At 71.7% G+C, this 19,157-nt stretch carries 17 protein-coding genes; 10 read left to right on the top strand and 7 right to left on the bottom strand.

Annotated elements, in window-relative coordinates; all coding sequences use genetic code 11:
• The first annotated feature begins 44 nt into the window (after window positions 1–44).
• The 3 genes from ACGFZS_RS44110 to ACGFZS_RS44100 all read left to right on the top strand — a co-directional run bounded on the left by ACGFZS_RS44110 (window position 45) and on the right by ACGFZS_RS44100 (window position 3,514).
• Window positions 45–971, top strand: a complete 927-nt coding sequence (locus ACGFZS_RS44110; protein WP_393799879.1) for a LacI family DNA-binding transcriptional regulator — start codon at window positions 45–47, stop codon at window positions 969–971.
• A gap of 235 nt (window positions 972–1,206) precedes the next feature.
• Entirely contained in the window at window positions 1,207–2,568 is a 1,362-nt protein-coding gene (locus ACGFZS_RS44105) for an aminomethyl transferase family protein (RefSeq protein ID WP_393799878.1), read from the top strand.
• Between the two features lie 4 nt (window positions 2,569–2,572).
• Window positions 2,573–3,514: a LysR family transcriptional regulator gene (locus ACGFZS_RS44100; RefSeq protein ID WP_393799877.1), complete on the top strand. Its 942-nt coding sequence runs from the start codon at window positions 2,573–2,575 to the stop codon at window positions 3,512–3,514.
• A 165-nt stretch (window positions 3,515–3,679) separates the two neighbouring features.
• Here the strand turns inward: ACGFZS_RS44100 and ACGFZS_RS44095 are convergent, their stop codons facing one another.
• The gene (locus ACGFZS_RS44095; protein ID WP_365691819.1) at window positions 3,680–4,273 is read right to left on the bottom strand and encodes a helix-turn-helix domain-containing protein; all 594 of its coding nucleotides are present in this window, start codon (window positions 4,271–4,273) and stop codon (window positions 3,680–3,682) included.
• Between the two features lie 591 nt (window positions 4,274–4,864).
• On the opposite strand from ACGFZS_RS44095, the gene ACGFZS_RS44090 reads away from it, so the two are divergent.
• The 3 genes from ACGFZS_RS44090 to ACGFZS_RS44080 are packed head-to-tail and all read left to right on the top strand — an operon-like array spanning window position 4,865 to window position 7,165.
• Window positions 4,865–5,701 (top strand): mycofactocin-coupled SDR family oxidoreductase, encoded by an 837-nt coding sequence (locus ACGFZS_RS44090; protein ID WP_393799876.1) that lies wholly within the window; start codon window positions 4,865–4,867, stop codon window positions 5,699–5,701.
• A 25-nt stretch (window positions 5,702–5,726) separates the two neighbouring features.
• Complete coding sequence (locus tag ACGFZS_RS44085) at window positions 5,727–6,923, top strand: cytochrome P450 (RefSeq protein WP_393799875.1); 1,197 nt, start codon at window positions 5,727–5,729, stop codon at window positions 6,921–6,923.
• The gene (locus ACGFZS_RS44080) at window positions 6,920–7,165 is read left to right on the top strand and encodes a ferredoxin (RefSeq protein ID WP_393799874.1); all 246 of its coding nucleotides are present in this window, start codon (window positions 6,920–6,922) and stop codon (window positions 7,163–7,165) included. The genes ACGFZS_RS44085 and ACGFZS_RS44080 overlap by 4 nt, the downstream gene beginning before the upstream one ends.
• 66 nt (window positions 7,166–7,231) lie before the next feature.
• Here the strand turns inward: ACGFZS_RS44080 and ACGFZS_RS44075 are convergent, their stop codons facing one another.
• From ACGFZS_RS44075 to ACGFZS_RS44050, 6 genes are all read right to left on the bottom strand, one after another.
• A complete protein-coding gene (locus ACGFZS_RS44075; RefSeq protein WP_393799873.1) occupies window positions 7,232–7,882 on the bottom strand; it encodes a DUF6518 family protein in 651 nt (216 codons plus the stop codon).
• Window positions 7,883–8,051: 169 nt separating this feature from the next.
• A complete protein-coding gene (locus tag ACGFZS_RS44070; protein ID WP_393799872.1) occupies window positions 8,052–9,470 on the bottom strand; it encodes an MATE family efflux transporter in 1,419 nt (472 codons plus the stop codon).
• The gene (locus ACGFZS_RS44065) at window positions 9,470–10,573 is read right to left on the bottom strand and encodes a cysteine synthase family protein (RefSeq protein WP_393799871.1); all 1,104 of its coding nucleotides are present in this window, start codon (window positions 10,571–10,573) and stop codon (window positions 9,470–9,472) included. The genes ACGFZS_RS44070 and ACGFZS_RS44065 overlap by 1 nt, the downstream gene beginning before the upstream one ends.
• Window positions 10,574–10,593: 20 nt before the next feature.
• Window positions 10,594–11,937: an alanine racemase gene (locus ACGFZS_RS44060; RefSeq protein WP_393799870.1), complete on the bottom strand. Its 1,344-nt coding sequence runs from the start codon at window positions 11,935–11,937 to the stop codon at window positions 10,594–10,596.
• Complete coding sequence (locus ACGFZS_RS44055) at window positions 11,934–12,980, bottom strand: ornithine cyclodeaminase family protein (RefSeq protein ID WP_393799869.1); 1,047 nt, start codon at window positions 12,978–12,980, stop codon at window positions 11,934–11,936. Before ACGFZS_RS44055 ends, ACGFZS_RS44060 begins: the two co-directional genes overlap by 4 nt.
• Window positions 12,977–13,975, bottom strand: coding sequence for a TauD/TfdA family dioxygenase (locus ACGFZS_RS44050; RefSeq protein WP_393799868.1), 999 nt, complete (start codon window positions 13,973–13,975; stop codon window positions 12,977–12,979). The genes ACGFZS_RS44055 and ACGFZS_RS44050 overlap by 4 nt, the downstream gene beginning before the upstream one ends.
• A 257-nt stretch (window positions 13,976–14,232) precedes the next feature.
• Here ACGFZS_RS44050 and ACGFZS_RS44045 point away from each other — a divergent pair, with 257 nt between their 5' ends.
• The 4 genes from ACGFZS_RS44045 to ACGFZS_RS44030 are packed head-to-tail and all read left to right on the top strand — an operon-like array spanning window position 14,233 to window position 19,149.
• Entirely contained in the window at window positions 14,233–15,816 is a 1,584-nt protein-coding gene (locus tag ACGFZS_RS44045; protein WP_393799867.1) for an ABC transporter substrate-binding protein, read from the top strand.
• Complete coding sequence (locus ACGFZS_RS44040) at window positions 15,801–16,808, top strand: ABC transporter permease (protein ID WP_393799866.1); 1,008 nt, start codon at window positions 15,801–15,803, stop codon at window positions 16,806–16,808. The genes ACGFZS_RS44045 and ACGFZS_RS44040 overlap by 16 nt, the downstream gene beginning before the upstream one ends.
• On the top strand, window positions 16,805–17,620 hold the full coding sequence (locus ACGFZS_RS44035) for an ABC transporter permease (protein ID WP_393799865.1): 816 nt from the start codon (window positions 16,805–16,807) through the stop codon (window positions 17,618–17,620). The genes ACGFZS_RS44040 and ACGFZS_RS44035 overlap by 4 nt, the downstream gene beginning before the upstream one ends.
• Entirely contained in the window at window positions 17,617–19,149 is a 1,533-nt protein-coding gene (locus ACGFZS_RS44030; protein WP_393799864.1) for an ABC transporter ATP-binding protein, read from the top strand. Before ACGFZS_RS44035 ends, ACGFZS_RS44030 begins: the two co-directional genes overlap by 4 nt.
• The last annotated feature ends 8 nt before the right edge of the window (window positions 19,150–19,157 follow it).

Here is a 19,157-nt window from a genome sequence, read left to right as displayed (position 1 = left end):
CGGTGGACAGCCGATGCGCGCGCAGGAGAGGGAGTCCGTCCGACATGGCCCGTTCTGGCCGGGTGACGCTGACCGATGTGGCCGAGGCGTCCGGCGTGTCGCGGGCGACGGTGAGCTTCGTGCTCAACGACGACCCACGGCAGACGATCTCCACCGCCACCCGTGAACGCGTCCTGGCGGCCGCCCGGGACCTCGGGTACGTCCCGCACGGGATTGCCCGGGCACTGCGTGAGGGAGCCTCGCGCATCGTCGTGCTCAGCGTCGACCACGGGCTGGAGGGCAACTTCTCCCGGAGCTACGTCGTGGGCCTCGACGAGGAACTGGCCGCACACGACCACGTGCTGCTCGTCCGGCACGGGCGTGCGGCGCCGGAGAACCTGAAGAAGATCCTCGACACCATCGCCCCGCGGGCGGTCCTGCGGCTCGGTGAGGCCTACATGCGGGGTGACCGGCCCGCCGACGAGGACTGGGAGCGCGGATTCGCCTTCAACGCCGGCCTGCAGATCGGCTACCTCGCCGAACGCGGACACCGGCACATCGCCATGGCCATGCCCGACCATGACTTCCCGCTGACCGAGGCACGCCTCGGATTCGCCCGGGAGGCGGCCCGACGGCTGGGGCTTCCGCCCCTGGAGCGTCTCGTCGTACCGCAGCCGCGACGGGCCGGCGAGGCCGCCGTGGCGGCGGCGCTCGCGGCGCACCCGGAGGTGACCGCGCTCGCGGCGTTCGACGACGACATCGCGCTGCGCGGCCTCACGGCCCTGCGCGACCTCGGACGGCGGGTGCCCGACGACGTGGCCGTGATCGGCTTCGACGAGACGGAGTACGGCTCCCTGTCCACTCCCGCCCTCACGACGGTCCGTATCGATGCCGAGATCCTCGGGCGGATCGCGGCGCGCGAGGCCCTCGGCCTCGACACCGCCGGACTGTCCCCGGTGCCGGGCCGGATCGTGGTGCGCGAGTCGGCCTGACCCCGCACCGCCCGCCCGACCGCTCGGAAAATGGTCTCCGAAAACTGGTCTCCGACGGGTTCTTCGCCGTCGGCGGAGGCGTCTGCTACCGTCGCACTTAACCGATCTAGTTACGTGATCTGATGGCTTCTTCGTCATGGACGAGCGAAGGGGTCACGCGCGAGACCCGCGCCTTGGCCGGTACGACCGGGCCGGGGCGGCGAGAGTCACCAGCGCCCGCGAGCAGGAGAGTGTCATGGGTACAGCCGACATCCAGCGCACGACGTACGACGCGGTCCGGCGGTTGAAGGGCGCCCCCTTCATCGCCCAGCGGCCTGCCTATTTCAGTCCCGCCGCGGCGGCCCAGGACGCGAGCAACACCCGGGGCGGCTTCGGCGAGTTCGCGCAGACCCTGCTGCCCCTGGAGTACACGGACTGGACCGAGGAGAGTGCCGCGCACGTGAGCGCGTGCTACCTCGGGGACTGGTCCAGCCTGCACAAGGTGCTCGTCAGGGGACGGGGAGCCCGGGACTTCCTCTCCTGGCTGGGCATGCGCGACCTGACCCGCTTCGAGTACGGGCAGATCAAGCACCATGTCCAGCTCGACGAGCACGGCCGGGTGGCCTCCGAGGGCATCCTGTGCCGCCTGGCCGAGGAGGAGTTCCTGTACACGGCCGGCAGCGGGGACTGGCTGATCTGGCAGCTCGGCCAGGGCGACTGGGACGCCGAGGCCGTGGACGTCAGCCCCGAGCGGTTCATCTTCGGCGTCCAGGGGCCGGCGTCGCTGGCGACACTGGAGAAGCTCACCGGCGAAAGCCTCCGGGACATCGGCTTCAGCCGGAGCCGTATGTCGCGGCTCGCCGGAGTGCCGGTACGGCTCCTGCGCACCGGGATCTCGGGCGAACTCGGCTACGAGATCCACGGCCCCGCCGAACAGGCCGGCGAGATCTGGTCGTCGACCGTCGAGGCCGGCCGTCCGCTCGGGATCAGCCAACTCGGCCTGCGGTCCCAGCCGGTGCAGCACATCGAGGCCGGTATCGCGACGAACGGCCTCGACTACCTCCCCGCCTCGATCCTCACCCCGGGTGCGCCCACCCAGTTCAGGACCGGCAGGCCCGGCGGCAGCTACGTACCGGAGAACGGCATCACGGACTACTTCCGCAAGCCCGCCGAGCTCGGCTGGGGGTTCCGCAAGGGGGTGCCCGGCCGGGACTTCCTCGGGCGGGACGCCCTGGCGGCGGACGCGGTCGGCGGCGGACCCCGGCGGACCCTCGTGGGGCTGCGCTGGAACACGGCGGACGTCGCCGGCGTCCTCACCGCCGCCCTCGGAGAGGGCGACCTGCCCGAGCCCATGGAGCTTCCGCGCGGGCGGGGCCCCGTCTTCGACCAGGTGCTCGCGGACGGACGTCCGGTGGGCGTCTCGACGGGGCGGACCGTCAGCGTGAACCTCCGCTCGACCATCTCGCTCTGTGTGATCGACGAGAGCCGTGCGGCACCCGGGACCGAGGTCGTCGTGGTGTGGGGCAGGCCCGGGACCGCGCAGCGCGAGATCAGGGCGACGGTGGCGGCACTGCCCTTCAAGCCGGACCGCCGGCGGACCGACGTGTCGGCGGGGTGACGCCATGGACCGCATGCTCCTGATGAACAGTTTCGTGACCGTCGCGCAGCTGGGCAGCTTCAGCCAGGCGGCCAGGGCCCTCAGCTCCTCGGGATCGCTCGTCTCGCGCCATGTCGCGGAGTTGGAGCGGCAGGTCGGCGTCCGGCTCGTCAACCGGACGGCCCGCTCGGTCAGCCTCACCGAAGCCGGCGTACGGTACGCCGAGTTCGCGACCCGCATCCTCAAGGAGATCGAGGCCGAGGACGCCGGCATCGCATCCGTCCACGACCGAGCCGAGGGAAGCCTCGCCATCGTCTCGCCCAAGTGGATCGGCAGCCTCGACCTCGGCGACGCCATCGCCGCCTTCTCCACCGCCCATCCCAAGATCTCCGTACGGTTCGAACTGGGCGGCCTGTCCGATCGCACCTACGAGTTCCTGGACAGCGGCTTCGACGTCGCCCTGCACACCCGGGACCTGCGGGACTCCAGCGTCCACCTCAAGAAGATCACGTCGCTGCCCTTCGTGCTCTGCGCGTCGGCGGAGTACATCGGCAGACAGGGGGCGCTCACCCACCCGAACGACCTGTCGGCCCACGACTGCCTCGTGCACGTCAACGAGCCCGTCTGGCGGTTCGGGTACGGGTCCACCTCGACCCTGCACAAGATCCGCAACGTCGCCTACTCGTCCAACTCCTACATCGCCCTGCAGAAGGCCGCCGTGCACGGTCGGGGCATCGCCCTGCTTCCGGAACGGTCGGTCCACGACGACCTGATCGCAGGCAGACTGCGGATCCTGCTTCCCGGCCACACGGTGCCCGACCGGCCCCTTTACGCCATCTACGGGCCGGGGCAGCCCGCCCCTCGCAAGATCACCGTGTTCCTCGACTTCCTCGCCCGCTGGTACAAGGACAACCCGGTCCCCGGCGGAGCGGAGGGGGCGGGGACCGGGCGAGAGGACTCGCGGTGACCGGTCCGACGATGTCCAGTTCCTGGTCGAGGAGCCACTGCGACCGGAGCCCGTTGAGCACCCCACGCAGGCAGGCGCCGGAGTAACCGCGCTCGGCGAGGCCGTCGACGACATCCCGCGCAGAAAGTCTGCCAAGTGGCCGGATTCTCTCCCGGCCGCACCGTGTCAGCCGTTCGCGGTGGTCCCCTCGTGGCGCTGGAGGAACTGCTCCACGAAGTCGAGGGCCTCGGCGTGACGGGTCGTCATGCCCATCGCGTTCTCCATCATGATGATCCGGCCCAGGGCGTTCGTCAGCATCAGCAGCACGGCCGGGGACACCTCGGACGGCAGCTCCACGCCGGTCTCCGCGAGCCGCCGGGTGAGCGCCGCCAGCTGTGCCTCTCGGTAGCGGTCGGCGAAGGCGGCGAGTTCGGTGCGGATCGCCTTGCGGTGGTTGGCGAGGGCGGCGAACTCCGTGGTCAGCGCGTTGCCCGGGTGGCTGGCGATCCGCCACAGGGTGTGCAGCGGCTGCGGGCCGTCCAGCAGGCGGGTGACCCGCTCCATCTCGTGCTCGCCGCGCCGCCGCAGCATCGCGAGGAACAGGTCGTCCAGCGTGCGGAAGTAGTACAGCACCAGCGCCGGTGCCACCTCTGCCTCGCGGGCCACCCGGCGGATACCCACGGAGGCGTAGCCCTCCTCCAGCATCAGCCGCTCGGCGACGTCGAGCAGGACCTGGCGCGTCTTGGAGTTCTCGGTGCCCATACGGCGAGGCGCAGTCATGCCGCTCATTGTCCTTGACGGCTCCGGCAAGCGCTGTTAAACAGTTGTTCAGCGCTCGTGTTAAACACTCGTTCAGCGTGAACGGAGGGCCACATCGATGGCTCGCTCCACGGGTACCCGCGCTCTCCGCGCCGAGGATCCAAGGCTGTTGTTGACCAGCACCGGCACTTCCGCGTATATCGCCGACGTCGTACGCCCCGGCGTGCACGCGGCGTTCACCGCCCAGGACCCCAACTGCCGTGTGCGCGAGCAGTGGTACACGCCCAACGGACGCGACGAGCCCGACACCCCCGTCCGCCGCTCGCCGAGGCCGCCACCTCGGCGTCGGCACCTGCGCCTACGTCGAACCCACCGTCGGCGCCACGCCCTTCCGCGGCACCGAGGGGCTGAGATCGCTGCGGGTCCGGCCGAAATCCCAGGTGTCACACCGCCGGCCGCCGCCCTCGCCGCGCTGCTCCTCCTCGTGTTCGCCCTGCGCGGCAGCCGACGCACCGACCGGTGACCAGGCCTCCCCGCCCAGCTGTCACCGCACCCCAATCCACCGCACCCCACCCAGTTCCATCCGACCCGCACCAAGAAAGCGAGGCAGTCATGCCCGGACGAGTCGAAGGCAAGGTCGCCTTCATCACCGGCGCCGCTCGCGGCCAGGGCCGCGGCCATGCCGTACGGCTGGCCGAGGAGGGCGCCGACATCATCGCCGTCGACGTGTGCAAGCAGCTCGACGGCGTCACGTTCCCCATGTCGACGCCCGAGGACCTGGAAGAGACCGTGAGGCAGGTGCAGAAGCTCGGGCGGCGGATTCACGCCGTGCAGGCGGACGTCCGCGACCACGACGCGCTCAAGGCCGCCGTGGACGACGGGGTCGCCGCATTCGGCCGCCTGGACATCGTCGTGGCCAACGCGGGCCTCGGCAGCGACGGCGGCCCGCTCGACGCCATGGGGGAGAAGACCTGGCGCGACATGATCGACGTCAACCTGACCGGCGTCTGGCTCTCCACCAAGGTGTCGACCCCGCACATCGTGGCGGGCGGCCGGGGCGGCTCGGTCGTCCTGACCAGCTCGGTCGGCGGCCTCAAGGGTTACGCCAACATCGGCCACTACATCGCCGCCAAGCACGGCGTGGTGGGCCTGATGCGCACGCTGGCGGGGGAGTTGGGGCCACACGGCATCCGCGTCAACACGGTGCACCCCACCCAGGTGAACACGCCGATGGTGATGCACGAGGGCACCTACCGGATGTTCCGCCCCGACCTGGAGCACCCCACCGCCGACGACTTCGCGGCGGTCTCCCAGAGCATGCACGTGCTGCCCACCCCGTGGGTGGAGGCGCTGGACATCAGCAACGCCGTCCTCTTCCTCGCCTGCGACGAGTCCCGTTTCGTCACCGGCGTCACCCTGCCGATCGACGCGGGCGCCCTGCTCAAGTGAGCCGCGCAACAGAGGAGTTGTGCCCGTGACGACCGCCGACACGATCTACTGGGACCCCTTCGACCCCGCGCTCGCCCGCGACCCCTACCCCCTGTACGCACGGCTGCGTGAGGAGGCACCCCTCTACTACAACGACCGGCACGACTTCTACGCCGTCAGCCGCCACTGCGACGTCCAGCGCGGCCTCGCGGACTGGGGGACCTACTCCTCCGCCCGTGGCGACATCCTCGAAATCATCCAGGCGGACATCGAACTCCCGCCCGGCACCCTCATCTTCGAGGATCCGCCCGTCCACGACATCCACCGCCGCCTGCTCGCCCGGCTGTTCACCCCGCGCCGGATCGCCACCCTGGAACCACGAGTACGGGCCTTCTGCCGCCGGGCGCTCGAACCGGTCACCGGCGCCGAGCGGTTCGACCTGGTCGAGGCCGTGGGCGCCGAGATGCCGATGCGGGTGATCGGCATGCTGCTCGGCATCCCGGAGGCCGACCAGCCCGCCATCCGCGACCACACCGACGACACGCTCGGTACCGAGGGCACCGGAAAGATCAACCACGAGGACATCCTCACCACGGACGCCTTCAAGGACTACATCGAGTGGCGCAAACGGCATCCGTCCGACGACCTCATGACCGAGCTGATGACCGCCGAGTTCGAGGACGAGAAGGGCGTCGTCCGCACCCTCACCGACGACGAGGTCCTCACCTACTGCACGGTGGTCGCCGGCGCCGGCAACGAGACGACGGGCCGCCTCATCGGCTGGTTCGGCGCCCTGATGGCCCGCTACCCCGATGCGCGCCGGGAGCTGGCGGCCGACCCCTCGCTGATCCCCAACGCCATCGAGGAGATCCTGCGCTTCGAGCCGACCGGACCCTTCACCGCACGCTACGTCACCAAGGACGTCGAGCTGTACGACCGTACGGTCCCGGCCGGCAGCGCCATCCTGTTCGTCCAGGCCGCCGCCAACCGCGACCCCCGGCGCTTCGAGGACCCGGACACCTTCGACATCCACCGGGTCACCCAGCACCTGAGCTTCGGGGTCGGAGCCCACTACTGCCTGGGCGCGGCCCTGGCCCGGCTGGAGGGCCGGATCGCCGCCGAGGAGATCCTCGCGCGGTTCCCCGGCTGGGACGTGGACTGGGACCACGCCGAACTGGCCCAGACCTCGACCGTCCGAGGCTGGAAGACCCTGCCGCTCGTCATCGAAGGGGCCCGCCGATGACAGAGACGACAGAACGGTGGACGGTCTACGTCGACAAACGGGTGTGCGTGCGGACCGGACTGTGCGCGGCCTCCGCGCCCGAGGAGTTCGAACTGGACGCGAGCGGCCAGGGCCGCGCCCGGTCCGAGACGCTCCCGGCCTCCGAACTGGTCCTGGAAGTCGCCGAGTCCTGCCCGATCGAGGCCATCGGCATCACGAAGGCGGAGAACGGCGAGCGGATCTTCCCGCCCGGCACCGCCTAGTCCTCCCCGCCGCGGACGGCGTCACCCGGGGCGAGGACTCAGGGTTCAGGGCTCAGGACTGAGGGCTCAGGACGAGACCGCCTGCAGGGGCAGTTCGACGATCGCGTAGGCGAGGAACGCACAGGGTACGGCTGCCGCCAGGGTGAGCGCGCGCTCCCGGTGCGTGCGCGCCATGAGCAGCGGGACAAGGACGAACACGGCGCAGCAGGCCCAGGCCTGCGACGCGTAGTGGAGGTCCCGGGCAGCCGTCATCCCCTCCATGCCGAAGAGCCCGGCGAACGCGGCCAGACCGGCGATACGGACCCGGGCGTCCGTGCCCCGGCGCCACCAGTGGGCCGCGGCGCCGAACAGCGGTCCGGCCACGCAAGCCATGCCCAGCCAGACGAGAGGGAAGAGCAGCGCGCCCATACCGTCACGCCCGAACTCGGCGTAGCCGTAGTACCCCACGACGAGTCCGACCTCGGCGCCCAGTCCGCCGACGGCGGCCCGGAGTACCGTGCCCCGCCCGGCGAGCAGGGCGCCACCGGCGAATGCGACGGCCGACCAGACGGCGCCCGAGTTGGCGAGCTGGTTCCAGGCTCCGGGGAGCCAGCCCTGGGCCAGGTTGGTGAGCACGCCGAGCAGCACGCCACCAGCCGTCGTTGTCGTCATGGCGCCCCACGCACCGAGGCCACCGCTCCGGTCCGCCAGGTCGTCAGGGGTCGCAGCCGTCGCCATATCAGCCTCCGCGCTCACACTCACATCGCCGCACTACTCCTGCGTCCCGCCGAACTATACACACGTCGTATACATGCAGTGCATAGTTGCCCGGCGGTGCCGCCCGGGCAGAACCACCTACGGGGTCTACCGGGCTCGCGCGGGCTTCAACGCATGGTGGTGTGGCCTGCTACGACTGGGTGCTCACCGGCGCCGTCGGTGTCACGCCCGCCGGCAGGCCGGTCACGAGCCGCCGGAAGCGGCGCAGCAGCAGGACGGCGGTGGCCGCCAGGCCGGTGAGCAGGCCGAGCCAGATGCCGAGGGTGTCGAGACCGGCCGCGAACCCGAGCAGGGCCGCGGCCGGCAGGCCGATGAGCCAGTAGCCGACGAGGGTGACCCGGAAGCCGCCCTTGGTGTCGTCGAGTCCGCGCAGCAGGCCGACCCCGATGTTCTGCGTGCAGTCGAAGAACTGGAGGACCGCGGCGACCAGGAGAAGCTTCACGGCCGTGTCCATGGCCCGGTCGTCGTGGGTGTCGAAGAAGGGCGCGAGGACGATGCGCGGGATGGTCACGTAGACGACGGCCACGACCGCCATGACCCCGGCAGCGCAGGCCAGCGCGGTGGTCTTGAGCCGCTGGGCGGCGGCCGTGTTGCCGAGGGCCAGCTCGCGGCTGACCCCGAGGGACGCGGCGTGCGAGAGACCGACCGCGATCTGGAAGACGATGTAGACGAGCTGGTTGACGGCGGTGTGCGCGGCCAGCGCCGCCGTGCCGAAGCTGCCGACCAGCAGCGCGACGACGGAGAAGAAGCCGGCCTCGGAGCCGTAGGTCGCGGCGATCGGGGCGCCGAGTCCGGCCAGCCTGCGCAGGGTCGCGGGCCGGGTCTGCCAGATACGGAGGGAGAGCAGCGGCGCCAGCTGGGGATCACGGCGGGCGGAGGCGTACAGCGCCAGGAAGGACAGCGTGTACACGGAGGTCGTGGCCAGGCCGATGCCGGGCAGCCCCAGCTTCGGGAAGAGCCAAGTGCCGTGGATGAACAGCCAGTTGAGGCCCGCGTTGACCGCGATGGAGGCGATCGTGATGCGCAGCAGGGCTTGTGGCCGGCGCATGCCGACGGTGAACTGGCGGATCGCCTGGAACCACAGGCAGGGCAGCAGACCCGGCGCCATCGCGTAGAGCACCGGCCTCGCCGTGCGGACGACGTCCGGATCCTGGCCCAGCCGGACCAGCGCGTGCCCGATCAGCACCATCAGGACCGCGCCCGCCACACCCGCGAGCGTGGCCAGCAGCAGGCTCGCGCGGACCAGGTCGCGGACGTCCTCCCGTTCGGTCCCGCCCGGCTCGCTCCGCTCGGCCCGCTCGGCCCGTGCGTCGGCTGCGGCGACCTGGTTGCCGACCGCGGTGACCATGCCGACGCCCATGGTGCGCAGCTGGTTGAAGACGACCATGGCCAGTCCGCTGGCCGCGAGGGCCTCGGTGCTGATCAGCCCCATCATCACGGTGTCGGTGGTGGTCAGGGCGACCTGGGCGAGCTGGGTGAGGGCGAGGGGCACGGCGAGCGCGGCCAGGGCTCGGGCATCGGCGCGGAGCCGGGTCGGGGCGAACTGCATCAGAGGTGTTCCCGCGGGATCTCGGTGGTGGCTGGACGGAGGGTGGTCAACAACTCGTCGACGTCGCTTTCCACTTGGGGGTCGAGCAGACCGCGCGCGGTCATCCAGTCGTCGTCGAAGACAGTGTCCATGTACTTCTCCCCGCCGTCGTTCACCAGGGCGACGGTCGTGGTTCCCGGCGGCTGCGCGGCGAGCCTGCGCAGTGCCTCGTACACCACTCCGCCGGCCGAGCCGCCGACGAGCAGCCCGACCCGGCGGGCCACCACCCGTGCCGTGGCGAAGGCTTCGACGTCGCCGACCTTGACGCCCTCGTCGAGGAGGCCGTAGTCGACCATGGCGCCGATGGTGGCGCCCTCGGGGGTGCCGGTGCCGGACTGGTAGTAGTCGTGGGCCGGCGGTCCGAAGGCGATCGACCCCTTCGGTTCGACACCGACGATCCGCACTCCGGGAACGGTCTCGCGCAGCACCTTCCCGGTGCCGAACAGCCCGCCGCCGGTGCCGACGGCGCCGATCAGTTCGTCGATCCGGCCGTCCAGGGCCTTGTCGATCTCCCGGGCCACGGGGTGGTAACCGACCCCGTTCGCCGGGTTGTTGTGCTGTTCGGTGAAGTAGGCGTTGTCCGAGTCGGCGGCCATCTTCTCGGCGAGTTCCTCGCGGGCGGCCGTCGCCAGCTCCTCGTCGCCCTCCTGCGCGACGTAGACGAGTTCGGCGCCGAGGGCCGTCATCGCGCGGAGTTTGTCGACGGCCGCGTGGTGGTCGACGACGGCGGTGAAGGTGTAGCCCCGCTCGGCCGCGACGACGGCCAGGCCCAGCCCGGTGTTTCCGGAGGTCGACTCGATGATCCGGCCGCCCGGCCGCAGCAGACCGCGCTCCTCCGCGTCCACGACCATCTGTCGGGCCATGCGGATCTTGGCCGTGCCGGTCGGATTGAACTGCTCCAGCTTCAGCAGCAGCCGACTGCCGTCCGCGGTGTGGCAGAGCTCGAACAGGGGGGTGGCGCCGATGAGTTCGGAGACCCGCCGGACGACGGGCGGCCGGTACAGGGGATCGTGCACGGAGGTGCGGAGGGGGATGGGCAGGGGAGCGGGTATGGGGGCGGGCATGGGGGGCTCCAGACGTGGGGTCAGGCGGGGCGGCGGTCGAGGTGCCAGCGGAAGCGGTCCGACGCCGGCTCTACGACGACCTTGGGCGGCAGCGGCAGTTCGTGGAACGGCGACTCGTTGGAGTCCATCTGGTAGCCGGCGGTGTTGAGGTACACGAGCAGGTCACCCACGGCCGGCGGGGCTGGAAAGGGGATCTTGCGCCAGGTCAGCAGGTCCGACTCCAGGCAGGTCGCGGCCCCCACGCAGGCCGGGTACGGTCCGGCGGGGGCGCCGAACTCGGGGCGGGCGGGGACGAGTACCGGGTCCGGCAGGAACTCGCTGTCGAACCACTGCTCGGACAGGCTCAGGCTGCTGCCGTCCACGGTCAGGATCGCGTAGCCGTCGCGCTCCTTGACCCCCTGCACCCGGAAAACGGTGAACCCGGCCTGGTCGAGCAGCGCCCGGCCGGGCTCGACCAGCAGCCGCACGTCCGCCGTCCGCAGCACCTCGGCCAGCGGGACGCTCTCGCCGGAGGGGACGGCGGCGAGGATCGCGCGCAGGGCATCGGCGCCCGCGACGGGGGAGTGGTAGGGATAGAAGCCGCCGCCGAAGCGCTTCCCGGCGTGGAAGTGCTCGGCCCGGTTGCTCTCCTCGAACTCCCGCCAGTCCTCGGCGCCGACGTAGTCCACCGCGAAGCCGCCGCCGATACTGATGCTGTCGACGGGCAGCCCGAGTTGCCGTGTCCGTCGGCAGAGCCGTACCAACGTCGCCGCCAGGTCGGCGCGTTGACGGACGTCGTAGCCGGACAGATGGAAGCTGAAGCCCTCCAGCGAGACCGCCGAGACGCCGATGCGGGCCAGCGCGGTCGTCACCTCCCGCTCGTCGAGTCCGAACCGGCTGTGCGGCTGCCCGGGCGGCAGGATCCGGAGCAACGCCCGGGCCCCCCGCCCGAGTTCGCGGGCCACCGTCTCCAGCCGGTCCAGCTCGTCCAGGGCGTCCACGGCGATCAGCGCGCCCTGGAGCACGGCCACCCGCAGGAGTTCGTCCGCCTTCGCCGGGCCGGTGACCATCAGGTCCTCGCCCCGGACCCCGGCGGCGAGCGCCTCGCGCAGCTCGCCCCGGCTCGCCACGTCCACGCCCAGCCCGGCCACGGCCGCACGCTCCGCGAACACGGCGGCCTTGTTGGCCTTCTTGGCGTAGTACACCCGCCCCTGCACACCTGCCTCGCCGAACACCCCACGGAAGGCGGCCGCGTTGGCGTCGAAGGCGCTCGGCAGGAGCACGTGGTAGGGGCCGCCGAGGCCGTGGCCGAGTTCGTGCAGCAACGGGTCGGCCAGGAGCCCGCGCGTCTCGGGGCCGGTGTGCGCGGGAAGCCGTGCCGTCACTTCCACAGGGGCACCGCCGTCCCCAGCCCCTGCGCCAGGGCGAGTTGGGCGAACCGGTGGCCGAGCGCGATGTCGGTGACGACCAGACCGCTGTTGTACGCGAAGATGCTCTGCCCCGCGTCGGTCCGCCCGGACGCCCGTCCGGCCAGGACGTCGGGGAACTCCGCGTCGACGTCCGGCAGCCGTCCGTCGCCGTCCGCCATGTCCGTGCCGGTGACCCGCATCTGCGCGGCGCTGGTGGCGATGACCCGCCGGGCCCGGTGCAGGGTGGAGGGAGCGATGCCGTACCCGACCAGGACGCACAGCGCGGAGGGCTTCAGCCAGGCCGCCTCCACGGAGGCCGGGGTGTTCGGGCCCGCGGTCGCGAGCACGATGTCCGCCTTCTCGGCCGCTGCCCGCAGATCGGACACGACCTCCAACTCCCGGCCGGGGAAGTGCCGTTCCAGCTCCGCCCGGACGGCCGCGATGCCGTCCGGATGGGTGCCGAAGAGCATCAGCCGCTCCAGCTCGGGCAGGGTCGTCAGCAGGAACGGCAGGGCCAGCCGCCCCTGGGTGCCGGTGCCGATGACCAGCGCGCTGCGGCTGCCGGGAGCGGCCAGTTCACGGGCGAGCAGCGCGGAGACGGCCGGGGTGCGCAGGGCGCCGACCCGTCCGCAGTCCAGCATCGCGACCGGCAGCCCGGTCTCGTCGTCGTACAGGGTCAGTGTCGTGTAGTAGTGCTGACGGTCACGGTCCTCGTGCAGGCCGTACTTGTAGGACGTCTTGACGGCGACCACGTTGCGCTCGCCGTCGCGGCCGAGCATGGCGTAGGCGACGGAATGGCCGTCGTCCGGCTTGACGGTCAGCTTGCGCGGGTTGTCGGAACGGCCCGCCGCCAGGGTGCGGTACGCCTGCTCCACCACGGACACCACGTCGGCGAGGGTGATGTCGATGCCGGCCACGTCGCCGGTGCTCAGGATGCGCAGGGTCTTGTCGTCGGGCGTCACGGAATCCCCTTCAGCACGGGCGCGGGTGCGGGTCGGTCCGGTCGGGACGGTGGTCATGCGTACGCCTCCACCGCGGCCTGGCCGTAGCCGTGTTCGTGCCGCTCGGCGGCCGGCCTGCCGGGGCGGTCGGGGACGCGGACCGAGGCGCGCTTGAGCCAGCGGTCGGTGCCGTCGTAACGGGCCCGGAAGGGCACCCGGCCGTGCACGACCAGGTCGTTGTCGACGACGAGGACGTCGCCGGGCGTCAGGCTCACGGCCGTGGAGACCCTGGTGAGTTCCTCCGTCAGCCGGGCGTAGGCCGCACGGTGCTCCGCGGTCCCCTGGTCGAGAGGGGTGTAGGCGGGGTCGTAGCGCAGGGTGAGGCCGTCCGGTGCGTGCCAGAGGGTGGGGACGGCGGGTGGGGTCCCGGTGTAGGACTGGGCCTCGGCGTAGGCGTCGTCGGGGAGGATCGGCAGGACCGGTTCGCTCAGCAGCGCGATGTCGGCCGCGTCGAGCCGGACCTCGCGGACGGAGGCGGCGGTGGTGGCCACGGCGTCGTGGTTGCGCAGGCAGCCGAGGACCAGCAGGTGGGCGCGGCCGGGGTGGAAGGCGTCCTCGGTGTGCGGGCTGAGCAGCACGGTGCTGCTGGCTCCGGTCTGCTCGGCCTCGTGCCCGGGGGAGGGGACGATGTTGTGCACGAACCGGCCGTCCTGCTGGCCCTCCCAGGCGATCGGCGTGCCCATCACGGTGGAGAGCAGCAGCAGGACGACGTCGTACAGCGCCCCGGCGCGCCCGGCGCTGGACCAGTGGCGCGGGGTGGGGCCGATGGCCTCGTCGTCGACGGGGATGCCACGGACGACGAAGAGGCCGGCCGCGGTGTCCACGGGGCGGCAGGCATGGCGGACGTCGGCGCTCAACGAGGCGGCGGCGAGCGGTACCCGGGGTATGAGCCGCGACCAGTCGAGGTCGTCCTCGCGTGGGCCGGCCGAGGAGAGAAGGGTGTGGGCCGCCTCGGTCAGTTCGTGTACGGCGTGCGGCTGCAGCTGGCGCACAGGCGTGACTGCCGTGGGCATGGTCGACCATCCGTTCTTGGGGGGTGCGCGTGCGGGTGCGCGGTGTGGTGATCGGGGAAGGCCGGGCAACAGGGCGTTGGCGGTGGATCGTCTGTGACGGGACGGGAGGTCCACGTGTTGCGTTCCAGTGACGCGCCGGGCCGGCTCGGCTCAGGTAAGCCACACCTAAGTTAGAGCGTTCACGCCGTGTGCGCTGTACTCCACTTGGAGTATTGCCCCGGCTCCGATTTTTAGGATAGGCAAACCTAAGTAAATGAATGCCGCTTCTGAAAGTCGAGGACGACGTGGATGTGACGAGACGCCAACTGCTGTGGGCCGGCGGCGCTTTGGGGGTCACTGCCCTGCTGGCGGCCTGCGGCGGCGGCGGTGACGCCAAGTCGACCGGGGCCACCGGCGGTGCGAGCGCGAAGCCCCGCAAGGGCGGCACGCTGAGGGTCGGGGCCCTCGGCCGCGCGAGCGCCATCACCCGCGACCCGCACGGCACCCAGGCCAACGAGAGCGACTACCTGATCATCAGCCTCGTATACGACACGCTCGCCGTGCCCGGCGGCAAGCCCAACACCGTGCCCCGGCTCGCCGCGAGCTGGAAGGCGTCCGAGGACCTGAAGACCTGGCGGTTCACCCTGGCCAAGGGCGCCACGTTCCACGACGGGTCCCCGGTCACCGCGGCCGACGTCGTCTTCTCCCTCAAGCGACTGCGCGCCACCCCGTCCGGTGCCTCCCGGCTGCCCGGCATCCAGGCCGCCAACATCACCGCCGACGGCGACGACACGGTCGTCCTGGTCTCCGACTACGCCAACGCCGAACTTCCCCTGCTCACCCGCCTGACCACCTTCGTCGTCCCCGACGGCACCGCCGACAAGGACATCGCCAAGGCGCCCGGCACCGGCCCGTTCAAGCTCGACTGGTTCCGCGGCGGCAACGCCCGCCTCGTCCGCAACGACGACTGGTACGGCGGGGACGTGTACCTCGACGCCATCGAGGTGAAGATCTTCGAGAGCCCCCAGGCCATGGCCAACGCCCTGCTCGCGGGCCAGATCGACCTCGCCTCCAACGCCGGCGCCGTCGCGGCCCGCACCGCCGAGACGCGCAGCGACATCCAGCGGGTCCGCCGCCCCAACGACATGGCCATGCCCATCGTGATGCGCACGGCCGACGGGCCCTTCGCCGACCCCAAGGTGCGCGAGGCGCTGCGCCTGGCCGTCGACCGCAAGGCCATGGTCGAACAGGTGCTGTCCGGCTACGGGAGCGTCGCCAACGACATCCTCGGCACCGGCGACCCCGCCTACGCCAAGAGCATCCCGCAGCGCGCCCGCGACCTGGCCAAGGCCAAGCAGCTCCTGAAGGAAGCCGGGTTCGACACCTCCAGGACCTACGAGATCCTCACCACCGAGGACATCGCCGGGCTCGCCGAGTCGGCCACCCTGTTCGCCACCCAGGTCCGCGAGGCCGGCGTCAAGGTGAAGGTGGTCAAGCAGGAGTCCGCGGTCTTCTGGGACAAGACCTGGCTCAAGGGCGACCTCTACACCACCTACTGGGGCACCAACGACTCGGTGGTCTTCTTCGCCAGCAAGACGATGGTCTCCGACAGCGGCCAGAACGAGGCCGGCTGGAAGGACACCGCCTTCGACGCGGCGTACGAGAAGGCCATCGGCACCGCCGGTACCGCCGAACGCACCGCCCGGCTGGGGGACATGCAGCAGATCGAGTACGACAGCTCCGGCTATCTCCTGTGGGGCATGGCGGACGGCGTCGACCTCGCCGCCGCGAAGGTCCGCGGGCTTCCCACGCTGCCCGGCTACGGGCGCGTGCAGCTGGAGAAGGCGTGGCTGGCCAGTTGAGCACGGAAACCGGGGCGCTGCCGGCGATGGCGGCGCCAAGGGTCGGACAGGCGTGGGCCGTTGTGGCCCGCGTCGGTCTCGTCCTGCTCAGAAGAGCTCTGCTGCTTGCGGCACTCCTCGCCGTGGTCTTCGCAGGCGTGGAACTGCTGCCCGGCGACGCGGCGAGCGCCACCTCGGAACGCGGCGAGAGCGCCGCGGACCTGGCCGCTCGCCGCCATGAACTCGGCCTGGACAGACCGGTCCTGGAACGCTTCTGGGACTGGATGTCCGGCCTGCCCACCGGCGACCTAGGCACCTCCGCCCACGGTGAACCGGTCACCGGCCTGCTCACCACCGCGTTCCCCAACACCCTGGTGCTCAGCGGCACCGCCCTGCTGCTGACCGCCGTCCTGTCGGTGACGCTCGCCTCCTGGGCGGCGCTGCGGCCCGAGGGACTCCTCGACCGGACCGTCACCAACGTCTCGACCGCGGTCTTCGCCGTCCCGGAGTTCGTGGTCGCCGTCGGACTCGTCCTGGTGCTGTCCCTGTGGACCGGCTGGCTGCCCGCCGTCACCCTCACCGGCAGCGACGGCACCCCGGCCTCCTGGACCATGCTGATCCTCCCCACCCTGGCCCTGACCATCCCGCAGACCGGCTGGAACACGCGCATCGCCCGCGCCGCCCTCGCCGACGAGGCCCGCGCGCCCTACGTCGAGGCCGCCGTCCTGGACGGCCTCCCACCGGGCCGCGTGCTGCTGCGCCACGTCCTGCCCGGAGCCCTCCCGACCATCGCCACCGGCATCGCCACCTCCTCGGGAGTGCTCCTGGGCGGGGCGGTCGCCGTGGAGACCGTCTTCAACTACCCGGGGATCGGCGTGGTCCTGTCCGCCTCGGTCGCCGACCGGGACACCCCGGTGATCGCCGGCGTGACGGCACTGGCCGGCGCGGCGATCACCGTCGTACTGCTGGGCGCGGACCTCGTCCGCGACCGGCTGACGGCAGGTGGCCGATGAGCGCCCCGACCCGCGCGGTCCTGCTGCGGGTGACACCGGCCGTCCTGCTCGTCCTGCTGGCGCTCGTCGGCCCCTGGCTCACCCCGCACGCCGTCGACGAGCCCGTCACCATGCCGTTCGCCGCACCCGGCCACGGGGCGCCGCTGGGCGGCGACCAACTCGGCCGCGACGTCCTCAGCAGACTGCTCGCGGGCGGCCGTGAACTCGTCCTGTCCGCCCTGCTCATCGCCGTGGTGGTGACGGCGTCGGCCGCGGTGGTCGGCACGATCGGAGCCCTGCGGCCCGCCGTCGGTCGCCTGGTGGAACGCGCCGCCGACCTGCTGATCCTCCTGCCCGCCGTCCTCGGCGTCATGCTGGTCGCCCTCTCCTGGCCCGGCGGCGGACGGCTCGCCGTGATCCTGGCCGCGGTCGTCCTGGGGTTCCCGTACGCCGTCCGGCTCACCGCCAACGCGGCGGCGCCCGTGGCCGCGTCCGGCTATGTGGAGGCGGCCGCCGCCGGCGGCGAACGCCTCTGGTTCCTCGTGGTCCGCGAAGTGCTGCCCAACCTGCGGGCCACCCTGCTCGCCCTCCTCGGGCTGCGCTTCGTGGAGGCGGTCTACGTCGTCTCCATGGCCGGATTCCTCCAGGTCGGGCCCCAACCACCGGCCGCCGACTGGGCGTTGATGATCCGGGAGAACTCCTCGGGCATCCTGCTCAACCCCTGGGCCGTCATCGCCCCGAGCGCGGCCGTGGGCCTGCTGGCACTGAGCGTCAACCTCGCGGCGGCCGCCCTGGCCCCGAGAACCGGCCGAAAGGCGGCAACGCTGCTGTGAGTCACCCCAACCGGAAGACGGACAGCGAGGAACCCGTCGCCACGACACGCGATTTCGGCGTCGTTGCGGCGGACGGGCGACACCTCCTGGCAGCGACCTCGCTCAGCCTGCGGCCAGGGCGCATCGTCGCCGTCACGGGCCCTTCGGGAGCGGGCAAGACCACGTTGCTGCGGGCCTTCCTCGGCCACCTGCCCCATGACACGACCCGCTCGGGCGGCACGGTCGAGGTGCTCGGGCACGACATGTTCGCGGCCGACGAGACCGCGCGCCGTGAGATCCGCAGCGCCGAGATCGCCTACGTCGGCCAGGACCCCGCTTCACTGCTCAATCCACGGCTGCGGATCCGCACGCTCCTGTCCGAGCTGAGCGCGGACCGGGCCTCCGCCGCCGTCACCGAACTCCTGGACGCCGTCCGGCTGCCCGGTGACCGGGACTTCATGGCCCGGCGGCCAGGACAGCTCTCGGGCGGCCAGCTGCGTCGCGTCGCGCTCGCCCGCGCCCTCTCGAAACGGCCCCGGCTGCTCCTGCTCGACGAACCTACGGCGGGCCTGGACCCGGTGCTCCGCGACGAGATCACCGAGCTGCTGCGCACCCTCGCGCGTGAACGGCGGCTCGCCCTGGCCTTCTCCTCCCATGACCCCGACGTCGTGGCGAGGCTGGCGGACGACGCCGTACACCTGACCGCCGACGGGGTCCGCCCCGCACGGGCGCCGCGTCCTCGGGACGAGCGATCCGTCCCGCCGCACACGGCCGCGACGCCTGGGCCCGTCCTCGATGTTCGGGATCTCAGCGTGCCGTTCTCGGACCGAGGGACCGGCGGTCGGCCGGGGCTGACAGATATTCGGCTGTCGGTGGCCGAAGGGTCGGTCGCGGCCGTCGTCGGCGCCTCCGGATGCGGCAAGACCACGCTCGCCCGCACGCTCGTCGGCCTGCGGAAACGCCGGTCGGGCACCATACGGCTCGACGGCGTGGAGCTGCCCGCCACCGTCCGGCGCCGCAGCAGGGAACAGCGGCGCCGGATCCAACTGATCACCCAGGACCCCCTTGGTGCGCTCAATCCCAGCCGCACGGTCGGCTCGTCCGTGGCCAGGCCCCTGCGTATCCACCGGAGAGCCAATGCCGGCACTGCCGACGGCTCGGTGCGGGAGCTGCTGGAACTCGTCGGGCTCCCGGGGGACTTCGCGGGCCGCTACCCGCACGAGCTGTCCGGCGGCCAGCGCCAACGGGTGGCGATCGCGCGGGCGTTGGCCGCCGAGCCGGACATCCTCGTCTGCGACGAGATCACTTCCGCACTCGATCCGGCCACGGGAGACGCCGTGATGGATCTGCTGGACGGACTGCGTCGGGAGCGCTCCCTGACCCTCGTGGTCATCAGCCACGACCTCGCACTGGTCCGGGAGCGCACCGACACGATCACGGTTCTCGCCTCCGGCCGCATCGTGGAGTCCGGGTCCACCGCGGATGTCTTCGCCGCTCCGCAGCACTCGGCGACGCGCGAGCTGCTCTCCGCGAACCTCGCGCCCACCTGAACGGCCCG

Source organism: Streptomyces sp. NPDC048288 (assembly GCF_043201555.1).
Lineage (GTDB): Bacteria > Actinomycetota > Actinomycetes > Streptomycetales > Streptomycetaceae > Streptomyces.
The sequence above is the reverse complement of the archived record's forward strand: the minus strand, read 5'-3'. Positions and strand labels throughout refer to the sequence as shown.